General features: G+C 44.7%; 12 protein-coding genes and 1 pseudogene. 7 read left to right on the forward strand and 6 right to left on the reverse strand.

Annotation, left to right across the window (positions count from 1 at the left end):
• The 4 genes and pseudogenes from V6C93_RS37295 to V6C93_RS37310 form a co-directional block, all read left to right on the forward strand.
• Positions 1 to 814, forward strand: a pseudogene (locus tag V6C93_RS37295) (dynamin); the annotation flags it as partial.
• A 253-nt stretch (positions 815 to 1,067) separates the two neighbouring features.
• Positions 1,068 to 1,616: a hypothetical protein gene (locus tag V6C93_RS37300; protein WP_333481749.1), complete on the forward strand. Its 549-nt coding sequence runs from the start codon at positions 1,068 to 1,070 to the stop codon at positions 1,614 to 1,616.
• A 212-nt stretch (positions 1,617 to 1,828) separates the two neighbouring features.
• Positions 1,829 to 3,523: a dynamin family protein gene (locus tag V6C93_RS37305; protein ID WP_333481750.1), complete on the forward strand. Its 1,695-nt coding sequence runs from the start codon at positions 1,829 to 1,831 to the stop codon at positions 3,521 to 3,523.
• Between the two features lie 4 nt (positions 3,524 to 3,527).
• Positions 3,528 to 3,893: a J domain-containing protein gene (locus V6C93_RS37310; protein WP_333481751.1), complete on the forward strand. Its 366-nt coding sequence runs from the start codon at positions 3,528 to 3,530 to the stop codon at positions 3,891 to 3,893.
• A gap of 38 nt (positions 3,894 to 3,931) precedes the next feature.
• On the opposite strand, the gene V6C93_RS37315 is transcribed toward V6C93_RS37310, so the two are convergent.
• The 4 genes from V6C93_RS37315 to purS all read right to left on the reverse strand — a co-directional run bounded on the left by V6C93_RS37315 (position 3,932) and on the right by purS (position 6,854).
• Entirely contained in the window at positions 3,932 to 4,867 is a 936-nt protein-coding gene (locus tag V6C93_RS37315; protein WP_333481752.1) for a WD40 repeat domain-containing protein, read from the reverse strand.
• Between the two features lie 320 nt (positions 4,868 to 5,187).
• Entirely contained in the window at positions 5,188 to 5,448 is a 261-nt protein-coding gene (locus V6C93_RS37320; protein ID WP_333481753.1) for a hypothetical protein, read from the reverse strand.
• A gap of 405 nt (positions 5,449 to 5,853) precedes the next feature.
• The gene (gene purQ / locus V6C93_RS37325; protein ID WP_333481754.1) at positions 5,854 to 6,576 is read right to left on the reverse strand and encodes a phosphoribosylformylglycinamidine synthase subunit PurQ; all 723 of its coding nucleotides are present in this window, start codon (positions 6,574 to 6,576) and stop codon (positions 5,854 to 5,856) included.
• Positions 6,576 to 6,854: a phosphoribosylformylglycinamidine synthase subunit PurS gene (gene purS, locus V6C93_RS37330; protein ID WP_333481755.1), complete on the reverse strand. Its 279-nt coding sequence runs from the start codon at positions 6,852 to 6,854 to the stop codon at positions 6,576 to 6,578. Before purS ends, purQ begins: the two co-directional genes overlap by 1 nt.
• A gap of 97 nt (positions 6,855 to 6,951) precedes the next feature.
• Between purS and V6C93_RS37335 the strand changes: the two genes are divergently transcribed.
• Positions 6,952 to 7,371: a Fur family transcriptional regulator gene (locus V6C93_RS37335; protein ID WP_333481756.1), complete on the forward strand. Its 420-nt coding sequence runs from the start codon at positions 6,952 to 6,954 to the stop codon at positions 7,369 to 7,371.
• 82 nt (positions 7,372 to 7,453) lie between these two features.
• Entirely contained in the window at positions 7,454 to 8,650 is a 1,197-nt protein-coding gene (locus V6C93_RS37340) for an anion transporter (RefSeq protein WP_333481757.1), read from the forward strand.
• Between the two features lie 639 nt (positions 8,651 to 9,289).
• Here the strand turns inward: V6C93_RS37340 and V6C93_RS37345 are convergent.
• Both V6C93_RS37345 and V6C93_RS37350 read right to left on the reverse strand, forming a co-directional pair.
• Entirely contained in the window at positions 9,290 to 9,661 is a 372-nt protein-coding gene (locus tag V6C93_RS37345; protein ID WP_333481758.1) for a roadblock/LC7 domain-containing protein, read from the reverse strand.
• 48 nt (positions 9,662 to 9,709) lie between these two features.
• Positions 9,710 to 10,204, reverse strand: a complete 495-nt coding sequence (locus tag V6C93_RS37350; RefSeq protein ID WP_349262964.1) for a hypothetical protein — start codon at positions 10,202 to 10,204, stop codon at positions 9,710 to 9,712.
• Positions 10,205 to 10,574: 370 nt separating this feature from the next.
• Here V6C93_RS37350 and V6C93_RS37355 point away from each other — a divergent pair.
• Positions 10,575 to 10,851, forward strand: a 277-nt coding sequence (locus tag V6C93_RS37355) for a TMEM175 family protein (RefSeq protein WP_333481760.1), incomplete at its 3' end; no start/stop codon positions are given.

The raw sequence follows: 10,851 nt of genomic DNA on the forward strand, positions 1-10,851 counted from the left end.
ACCCGAACTTAGATTACTAGATTTCCTCAGTAAGGGGAAACGAGAAGCCTTTAATACGGCTTTGCAAAAAGCATTTGAACAGTACATTACCGATAAGTTTGCGGCTTGGAGCCTCACAGCAGAACAAGAGATGAATGCCGCTTTTCTAGGATTATCCCGCAGTGCGGCGCAGTACGGTGCATCCTACAATCAAGTAACTGACCGAATTACTGAAAAACTAACGGGTCAAAAGGTCAACCTTCATCCCAACGCCTCGATAGAAGAAGATAACTCGCCCGGATGGACGAAGTGGGCAATGGGTTTATTTTCCCTAGCACGCGGCAACATTGCAGGCGTTGCTATGGCGGGGGCAGGTTTCGATTGGAAAAATATCCTCTTCAACTATGTCGCGGTGATTGGTATTGGTAGCGTTCTTTCTGCCGTTACGGGTATTTTCTTAGGGCCAATTGGATTGGCATTAATTGGTATGGGAGTTGGATTTGTGCAAGCTGATCAAGCCCGACAAGAGTTAGTAAAAACGGCTAAGAAGGAATTGGTGAAATACCTGCCTCAGGTGGCAAATGAGCAATGGTTACCCGTTCATGATGCGGTTAAAGAATGTTTTGATGCTTATGAGCGTGAAGTCACCAAGCGGATTGATGATGATATTCTGTCGCGGAAAGCAGAGTTAGATAATCTACTCAAGCAAAAAGAATCTTTTGAAATTAATCAGGGGGCAGAATTGGAACGGCTCAAAAAGCTGGAGACTGATGTTTCCTCCCAATTACGGAGCGTGGAGACACTGTATCAGAACTTCCTCTCTGTCGTTGCTTGAATTTAACTATAGCGTTTCTCAGATCTATCTGTGAAATACATCAGAGTGACCTAACCCCCAACCCCTTCCCTACAAGGGAAGGGGAGTAAGAATCAAAACCTCTCTCAGCTAAAAAAAATTATCCGCTTCCCTCTCCTCTTAGGAGAGGGTTAGGGAGAGGTAGAGAGAGGTTGTTCAGAGAGGTCAGAGTGTACCGCCTCCAACCACGAACCGATATATTCAGCAACTAGTAAATAAGTGCAGAGAACAAAAAATGAGAAATTGGCCGACTTGGATTCCTAACCCTAATTCGTGGATGAGTGCAATTCTCCTAATTTTGCTTGTGCGGGGAATTGTTGTTGTCATCAGAATAATTGGGCAATACGGCTACTCGCTGATGGAGCTTTCACCAAAGTTGAGAATCATCTTGTATTTTTCAGCTTTACTGTCGCCTATCTTGGTGATTGCCGTTGTTCACCATTTGCTTCACATATTTCTGGATCGTTATGCTCCCACCAGCCGATCGCCAGGGATGAGTAACACAGAGGGGCTACTTCCTAGTTTAATGAGTTGGTGGGAGGGGTTCTATGGGTGGATGGCGATCGCACTAGCGATGTTAGTAAGCTTAATGATTGAGATACTCTCCTCGCGATCGTATAGCTCCTTCTATGAGATGCTTGCTTGGTGGGATGAGTTGAGAGATTTATTCACCCTCCCTACGCTTTACCGGGTGGTTACCGCCGCGTACCTTTACCAGTTTGAATATTTAGTTCGGAATCATCTGATGGCTGTTGGTTCAACCCGTCAGTCCAATCAAGAGTGAGGGATATTAGGACAAATGTCACTGACTTAAGCAAAAAGTAGTCGTTCTTTGAGAAAAACCTAGATTGGGGGGTTTCCCCCCAAACCCCCCACTGGGGGACGGAGTGCCTCCCCCAGACCCCCTGCACAAGGGTTCATTGGTGAGGTGAAGAAATTCTTAAGTCAGTGACATTCGAGTTAGACTCCCCTTTTGGGAAAGAGAGGAATCGTTGTATGCAACAGCAGGACATTTATCAAAACCTCGTTAGTAATCTTAGGTCGGCAATTGGAGTTCTTGAACTCGAAAAAACCTCACAACTTTATCGAGATGCCATATCTATCTGTGACTATCTCGAAGACCCAATTTTTCGGATTGCTGTCTTTGGTCCGTTTAATTACGGCAAGTCTACTTTACTCAATGCCATCCTTGGGAATCGTACATTACCCATCGATCTGATTCCCACAACCGGCGCGGCGATTCATGTCCGCTATGGGAACGAGTTACAGACTCGAATTACCTTCACTGATGGTACAGAAACCTGTGAAAGTGGTACTGAAGTTCTCAAGCGCTATGCCATCCTAGATGACCAAAGACGGATGCGAGGTGATGTTACCTCGGTTCAGGTTTACTGTCCTCATTCTTTCCTACAAACGGGTGTGGAATTGCTGGATTTGCCGGGAACCAATGACAGGGAAGCACAGGATGATTTAGTGCGTGACCAACTCCTAACGGCAGATTTGGTAGTTCAGGTACTCGATGCTCGGAAATTGATGACTTTATATGAGCGAGAGAACTTAAGAGATTGGTTGCTCGATCGCGGAATCAAAACCGTTGTCTTTGTCGCCAATTTCCTGAATTTACTAGAACCTGAAGACCAAAAGCAAGTTTACAATCGTTTACTATTTGTAGCTGAGAGTTTTCGCTCAGATTTACCGAATAATATCAGTAATTTATATCGCGTTGATGCCTTACCTGCTTTGAGAGCCAGACTCAAAGGTGATGTTTCCGCTGCACAAACGACGGGACTGGCGATGTTTGAATCAGCGTTGCAAACGATTGTGGCAGTGAAGCATAAAAAGCAAGATATCCGGTTCCCTCGTGTACAAGCGATCGCAACTCAAATTCAGCAAGCTTTACAAACTAAAGTGCAAGGCATTAGCACCCAATTGGAATCCACTGAAACCAAGCACAAGCAGAAGTTTGAGATTAAGCAAAAAGCACAGAAGCTCATTCAAAAAGGCTTCTCGGCAAGTGTTTCAGATTTTATGAGTTGGCTATACCTGCCAAAACTCCAAGACCGCTATCAATCAAACGTGGTAACAGCGCTTCAACAAGGAACTTTCAGTACTTGGGAACGAGGAGTCTTTAAGCAAGAAATTACCAAGTACGAACAGTCAATTGTGAAGTGGGTTCATCAAGCTTGTGAGTTTTTTGATTGCCCTCGGCCTGTTGCTTTATCAATTCCCTTCCCGGAACAACCGCAAGTCATTCTCCCGCAACCTCCTCAGTCGTCAACAAATCCTAAATCGCTGGATAATGTTACACCCGTTGCCGTCACAACCGGACTCGGTTTTATTTTCGCAGGGCCAGTTGGAGCCGCAGTAGCGGGTGGTGCTACTTATATCCTGAAAAAGCTGACTCAGGATACTGAACCCACTACGCAACCTGTTTCATCAAACGTTTATTTAGAGGAAGTTCAAGAGGCTTATACTCTGGCGGCTCAAGATTATCTGACGCGCTTTAGCAATCAAGCGTTCTCTACCCTTGAGCAATATCAAAAGACAGCTGATAAATTGATTAACATCCAAATCAAGGAAGAGCATTCTCCACAAACAACACAGCATTATCAATTGCAATTATTGCAAAGTTTGCTGGCTAATCTAAATCAAGAATTAGAGTCAGCAAGCGCTAAAATGCGGGAGACATAAACACATGGAAGATTTGGAGGGAAAATTCAGCTCTCTCGAAATTGATGCAGAAATACAGAAGCTGAAACAAAAACTGAAAAATCTCAATAGCAAAAATTCAGGCGCACAGACCCAGAGTCAGCCTAGTTCGACTCAACATGCAAGCTCAACTTCACCTACAAATGAAGAGAGAAAAGCTCGCTTCTATGCCATCCTAGAGCTACCCCTCACTGCTTCTCTTCAGGAAGTGAAACAGGCTTATAAACAGTTAGTGAAGCGATGCCATCCCGATTTATTTTTTGACAATCCTTCACGCAGACAGAAGGCTCAGGAAATTCTTACAAAAATCAATAAAGCTTACGACGAGCTATGCTCTAAAAATCAGTTGTAAGCGTAGTCTTATTAGCTATAATAAATTGTCTCTCCGACTTACGCAACCTTCCATAAGCGAATGGTTTTATCCGCACTTCCACTAGCAAGAATTGAGCTATCAGGGCAAAAAGCTAGATAATAAATAGCATCAGAATGGCCAGTAAAGGTGTTAATGAGGTCTCCTGTTATGGCATTCCATAGTTTGATGGTTTTATCATAACTGCCAGTCGCGAAAAAATGTCCATTAGAACTGAAAGCGATCGCTCTGATTTCTTCTGAATGTAAAGTTTCTTTAATTACTTCTTCTTGTATTTTGAATGCCCATAAGCTAAATGCACCTTTTAAGCCACCCGTTGCGAACGTCTGACCATTGGCATTGAAAGAAACTGCTCTGGGTGCTGAAGCGGCTGTGAAGGTAATTTCTTCGTAGGTATCCAGTTTCCAGAGTTTCATGGTGCTGCCTGCTGTGCTAATCAGGGATCGTTCAACAGGACTGAACGCTAGAGATGCGATCGCGTATGAATGTCCAGTCAGTGTAGAGATTTCTTCCCAAGTTGTCGTATTCCACAGCTTAATGACTTTATCCCCTCCACCGCTGGCAAGGATTGTGCCATCCGCACTAAAAGCAACAGCCCTCACCCCTTGTGCCAACCCACTCCCTTGACTATGCCCAGTTAAGGTGTGAGTTTTACCCTGCTTTGATTCGAGAAAATCCTGCAAGTGCCAAATTCTGATTGTATTATCCGTGCCGCCACTAGCAATGAACTGTCCATTAGGGCTAACCGTCACCGAAGTCACGGCGGATTCTGACCAATGATCGGCATGGCCCGTTAGAGTTTGGATGAGTTTGCCACTGATTAGATTCCACAGCTTAATTGTGTTATCTCCTGCACTGATGAGAGTTTCTCCGTCAGGACTAAATGCGATCCCTGTCACTGGAAATTTATGTCCATTAAGAATTCCTATCTGCGTGTATCGTTGTACAGTACGCATACTGACTTCCCCTGGATGGTAATACGTCAGGAAAATAATGTTAATTCCGCCTAGTTCAGGGAATTAATGTCTTTTGGCAGCAACAATCTCACTGAACGCTTCAATTCATTGTGCTGACTACAAAAGTCTCTTTTCGGCTGAAGGAAAGAGACTGTCCTCCAACACCTTAGCAGGGGTACTGTAGCGATCGCTATTTGTTAGGCAACACCTAATAAAAACTTCATTAAGGCTTTAATGTGGCTGTAAGATTTTAATGATCAAGAGATGGGGCTGAGGGTGAGCCTTGTCACCCTATTGGAAAAATGTCATTGCTCTGAACCTTAGCTAACTTTTGCTGCCGATTCCCGCAATGACTCTTCTTCTAACTTGATTACCACGTCAATGAGGTATCGAGCGAAGCGAATTGTATCGGCTAAACCTCTCTCTGTAACCGGATAGCTATAACGAGGGAAGCTTTCTCTGGGGTGCTGCCACCGCAACCATAAGTGTCCATCGACAACCTTTGTACTTATCAACCAGCCCCGATATCGCAGTGGTTGCATCTGCAAGCTGACTTCAGGCGTGTTTGCAGTTACTGGCATTCTCTGTCTCCTTGATCATCGTTTATCGGCGTGTTTATCCCGATCAACCCCTGCCAAAACATGCGTTCTGCATTACCTAGCACCCGGTTGATAAATTCGCCTATTTATGATAAGCCTCTTGACCGACATCAGCCAAAAGTGTAGATTGTTTCTTTGATTTTTTCTAGCTTGTATTTTTTCAACTAACCCCAGTAGGAGTCTCCATCCTTACTAAGGGTTTTGACTATACTCTGAGTGTAGCCTGTAAATTATAATATTCTGTCTTTGCGTAAAATTGTGTAGACTTTGCGTAAAATTGTGTAGACTTTGCGTAAAGTAAAATTGTCTAGAATATTGCTCTTTTTGGTGCCCATTCAACGGGTGGCAGGGCAGGCACAACACCTGCCCCTACAATTTCAGGCCAGATTACTTCGCTAGACTAAGAGGATACAGGGTTTCATCGGCTAGTGTTGCCAACAATCCCTGGAACAATTTGATCCCATCAGTGCCGCCGAGTAGGGAGTCTGACGCCCGTTCTGGGTGGGGCATCATCCCCAAAACTTTCCCTGTGCGATCGCAAATTCCCGCAATGTTGTTCAAGGAACCATTCGGGTTGGCTGTGTCGTCTGTCTCACCTGTAGCTTTGGCGTAACGAAACAAGACTTGTCCGTTATCTTCCAATGCTTTAAGAGTGTCCGAATCAGCGTAGTAGCGACCTTCTCCATGCGCAATAGGCAGGGTAATCACCTCTCCTGCTTGGTAAGCGGATGTCCAGGGAAGATCAGTGCGTTCCACTTTGACGGGGGCGCGATCGCAAATAAAATGTAAGTCTCGATTCCGTGTCAGTGCCCCTGGCAACAACCCCACTTCCGTTAATACTTGGAAGCCATTGCAAATACCCAGGACAAACTTACCCTGCTTAGCGTGTTCTACCACCTGCCTCATCACAGGCGAGAATTGAGCAATGGAACCACAGCGGAGGTAGTCCCCATAGCTGAAACCACCGGGTAGCACCACCACATCTAAGTCCGAAATATCCGTCTCCTGGTGCCAAACCATCCGCGTGGGTTGATCGAGTAAACTCTGAGTCACATAAGCCACATCGCGATCGCAGTTTGACCCCGGAAAGACCACAATCCCAAATTTCATCACGACGCCCCCATCAGTGCAGCTACTTCAACTAAATCAAACCGATAATTTTCAATCACTGGATTTGCCAACAGTTGATCGCAGATGCTGTCCAGTTGCTGCCGTGCCGTTTCCTCATTGGCAGCGCTTATCATAAGCTCAATATACTTGCCAATTCGCACCTGCTCCACGTTGTCATAACCCAGCTGCTTCAGTCCCGACTCTACCGCCACTCCAGCTGGATCTAATACTGAAGGTCGAAGGGTAACATAAATGTGCGCTTGATATTTGTGAATCACTCTTCATCCCCCAAATTATAAGAAAGCTTATTTTAAAGTTTGAAGCACCAAGTTCCAAAATCTCCCAGAAATTTTTAGTGAGTAAAGTAGCAAGCCCATGAAAATCCAGCGCACTCGTTCTCAAGATCGAATTTTGACGTTGCTCAAAAGCTTAAACCGTGCCGTTTCTGCCCAGGATATTTATATCGAGTTACGCAACCGTGAGCAAAGTATGGGTCTGGCAACAGTCTACCGTTCTCTGGAAGCGTTGAAGCTGGAGGGTTCGGTGCAAGTGCGAACCCTTGCTAACGGTGAATCCCTCTACAGTTCTGTGCAGCGCGACCAACATCACCTCACCTGCCTCAATTGTAGGCAATCCATTGCGATCAATGAATGTCCCGTTCATCAACTAGAATCACAGTTAGAAGATTCTCACCAATTCAGAATTTACTACCACACGCTGGAATTTTTTGGACTATGCGATCGCTGTTCTACCGCTTATCATAGCGAAGAAGCCGATTCAAATCCTCACCTCTAAGAACTTCAGCAGTTCGCTAGACAAAGGCTAACTCGCCAAGATTGGAGCGGATAGTGAGCATCTACGAGGGCAGTCAATTTTTGTGAGTTTTCTGCAAGTCGCAAGGTACATCCTATTAGGTGTGACTTACCTAGGGCTAGGGTTGGGGCAACTACCCGGTTTACGCATGAACCGAGCGACAATTGCCTTAGTGGGGTCAGCTTTTCTCATCACACTGGGAGTGCTGAATCTACAAGAGGCGTGGAGAGCGATCGATCCTAACACCATTGTGTTCTTGCTCAGCATGATGGTAGTGAATGCCAACCTCTCCTATTCGGGCTTTTTTCAACTGGCACTTTCGTCTTTGATTCGCCTTACCAGCAGTCCCTTTGGCTTGTTGATTGTCTTGACTTTTGGCAGTGGTATTCTTTCCGCGTTTTTCCTTAACGATACGTTGGCGCTGGTGTTTACCCCGTTAACCTTGAGTTTGACCGAAGCACTAAAGCTGAATCCGATTCCTTTTTTACTTGCGATCGCAGGTGCTACTAATATAGGGTCCGTTGCTACACTCAGCGGCAATCCCCAGAATATTTTAATCGGCTCTTTTTCCCAAATTGGCTACCTAAAATTTGCTCAAGCTCTCACCCCTGTTGCTCTGGCAGGGTTAGTCGTGCAAATTGGGTTACTGTGGCTATTGTATCCAGAAGTGCGATCGACAACCGCTGAGTCTAATCCTCCTCAGATACGCTACCGCATCTTTAAACCGTTGTTTAGCAAAACCTTAGTGGTCACTACAGGGCTTTTGCTGGCGTTTGCGGTAGGTGTTCCCCTGGGAGAAGCCTCGCTGACGGCGGCGGCGTTATTACTCATTACCCGTCGAGTGAAACCGCAAAAAATATTGCGGCGAGTGGATTGGAATCTATTGGTGATGTTTTCCGGTTTATTTATCCTGACTCACGCCACCCAAAAGCTTAACTTGTTGCAGCCATTTACCACTCTGGCTAACACCTCTGTAGGATTTTTAGGGGTGACAGCGGTGCTATCGAATTTAATCTCGAATGTACCAGCCGTACTCTTGTTGCATCCGTTAATTGAGAGAAGTGATACTTCATCTTGGTTGCTGTTGTCAGCTGGATCAACCTTGGCAGGCAATTTGACATTATTTGGTTCAGTAGCTAACTTGATTGTGGCGGAAGCGGCTGCACAATTGGGCTATGAATTAACCTTTAAACAGCATCTGCGATTTGGCTTACCGATCACGGCTATTACCTTAGCGATCGCTTATTTCTGGATTTATTAATAGACCGCATATTTAAGGTAATATTTGTGCCACAGGATAGGTAAAATAAAACCCGTTTGTGTAGGGTGGGTTAGGCGCTAGCCATAACCCACCAAAGACTCGAATAAGACGGCGTTACGCAACGCTAACATACCCTACAATTTTGCTTGCCTTTGAAAGGTGCAAGACTCCCCATGAGTCGTCGCTCACAACAAACAATAGACCTCTTGCTTGCATTCGATTTTCGCCCCCCTAGCCCCCCATGAATAAAAGGCTTCGTCCTTACTCCTCTCCCTTTTTAGGGGAGAACGAGAGGGGTAGGGGGAACCGAATTCAAAGTCCCCCCAAATTGGGGGATTTAGGGGGCATCCCAGGATTTATGCAAGAGGTCTAATGAAAGCCATTTTCCTTTACTCTTGCCTTTTGCCTTTTGACTTTCAAGTTAGACCTCCATGTGCTGCCGCACACAACGAACTGATGAAAATCAATCTTTGCTGACTTCTGACTCCTGACGCCTATTTTCAGAATAGAGCTGAGTAAATTTTCTTTCCTCGTAATGGGAGTCTTGCTGAAAAAATCCCATCTTTTTTGACTACCAGTTGTCTCAATCTCAGTCAAGCCCAGACTGACAAGATTTTTGTGGAGGTAACATCATGTCAGCTAACTTATAATTAACCTCAGATCGGTCAAAGCACGTTTAATTTCTAACATCAAAACTCCTTGCTTTGCCTCCTTATCTGCGAGGACAAGAAAGACCGCATCTTCTCCACAACTTGTCAAAATACTAAAGCCTTCATTACCATGAACATAGATGCGATCCATTGCACCTCTGCCGAGTTCTTGACCAATGCGTTCTCCCAAAGATAGCATGGCGGCAGACATTGCTGAAACCCTTTCCTCATCCATACTACCGGGCAAGCATGAAGCCAAGGGTAATCCGTCCGTGGTCACCATCGCTGCCCCTTGAACATTAGAGGTTATTGAGACAAAATTTTGGAGAATATGGCTCAGTTTTTGAGTATTGATTGCCATTGTTGCATCCCTGTCGAATTCAAGAGGTATAAAAGCTTGGCTAGAAGGCTAATCTATGATTGAGTACTCCAGAACATCATGAGTACCACCACGCAAGACAGACTCAGTTTGTTTTCCCTGTAAACGTTTGCCTAAAAAGGCTTCTAAGAAGCCCTGAATTGCACCTAAAGTATAGGTACACATACGGATTGAATCTTTGGGTTCACCAGAAGAGCAAAAAGTTTCTTTTGCATAGACTTTGTATAACTGTCCTTCTTGCTCGATCTTGTCGATAATGCACAGGCGGCTTCCCTCTTTACCTAAAATATGATTAGCCTTTTCTAGAATTTCGTCCAGAGACAAAGTAGCGCCTTCCTTAACTAAACCGAGTTCTTCCACTGAAATTTTCCCTTGCTTTCGACCAGCAGCAATCATCGCAATTGCAGCCGTTCTTTCGCCGAGTGTTTCTTCGATCCCCGTGAGGATTGACTTCAGAAAGATAATGCTACCGAAATCTCCAAGCTCTTGACGTAAGACATGCGGTTCTACAGACATAAGATACATCCCCTACCCTCTGTAGCTGTCCAGTTACATGGAAGTATTAATACGTATTAACCTTTTAAATATAATTATAAATCTAATTATGAAGAATGCGTAAAGTCTATTTCATACTTTAATGTATATGAATTTTTGCTGTAAAATATTAAATCATTTTTTATAGGTTAAAAAAAAACAAAGATTGGTAAAATAAGATTGTATATAAAGATACGGATTTAGTTAATGCACATATCCTTTTAACTTAGATTTCGTTCCAAAGCACTTCAGACAAATGAGTACACGAGACATTGCCATAGTCTTGGACTAGCGATCGCGCAAATGGTAGTCCTCGGCGGTTGGTAATCAATAGTAAGCAGAATCAGGAAAAATCACACAGATGGGAAAGGGGAGATTAGAAGCATTCAGTGATGGTGTAATCGCTATCATCATCACCATTATGGTGCTAGAAATGAAGGTGCCGCATGGGGCTGAGCTGGCTGCACTGCGTCCGTTGATTCCGATATTTCTGAGCTATGTGTTGAGTTTCGTATATGTCGGTATCTACTGGAACAACCATCATCACCTGCTACAAGCAGTGCGGCATGTTAACGGTCGTACCCTATGGGCGAACCTACATTTGTTGTTCTGGTTGTCTCTATTTCCCTTTGCTACTG

Origin of the sequence: Allocoleopsis sp., assembly GCF_036703385.1 — a bacterium.
Taxonomy (GTDB): domain Bacteria; phylum Cyanobacteriota; class Cyanobacteriia; order Cyanobacteriales; family Coleofasciculaceae; genus Allocoleopsis.

Excerpts from the sequence above, each read along its gene's own strand:
- V6C93_RS37315 (WP_333481752.1), bottom strand. The coding sequence starts at position 4,867 with ATGCGTACTGTACAACGATACACGCAGATAGGAATTCTTAATGGACAT.
- V6C93_RS37310 (WP_333481751.1), top strand. The coding sequence starts at position 3,528 with ATGGAAGATTTGGAGGGAAAATTCAGCTCTCTCGAAATTGATGCAGAA.
- V6C93_RS37320 (WP_333481753.1), bottom strand. The coding sequence starts at position 5,448 with ATGCCAGTAACTGCAAACACGCCTGAAGTCAGCTTGCAGATGCAACCA.
- V6C93_RS37350 (WP_349262964.1), bottom strand. The coding sequence starts at position 10,204 with ATGTATCTTATGTCTGTAGAACCGCATGTCTTACGTCAAGAGCTTGGA.
- V6C93_RS37305 (WP_333481750.1), top strand. The coding sequence starts at position 1,829 with ATGCAACAGCAGGACATTTATCAAAACCTCGTTAGTAATCTTAGGTCG.
- V6C93_RS37300 (WP_333481749.1), top strand. The coding sequence starts at position 1,068 with ATGAGAAATTGGCCGACTTGGATTCCTAACCCTAATTCGTGGATGAGT.
- V6C93_RS37345 (WP_333481758.1), bottom strand. The coding sequence starts at position 9,661 with ATGGCAATCAATACTCAAAAACTGAGCCATATTCTCCAAAATTTTGTC.
- V6C93_RS37335 (WP_333481756.1), top strand. The coding sequence starts at position 6,952 with ATGAAAATCCAGCGCACTCGTTCTCAAGATCGAATTTTGACGTTGCTC.
- purQ (WP_333481754.1), bottom strand. The coding sequence starts at position 6,576 with ATGAAATTTGGGATTGTGGTCTTTCCGGGGTCAAACTGCGATCGCGAT.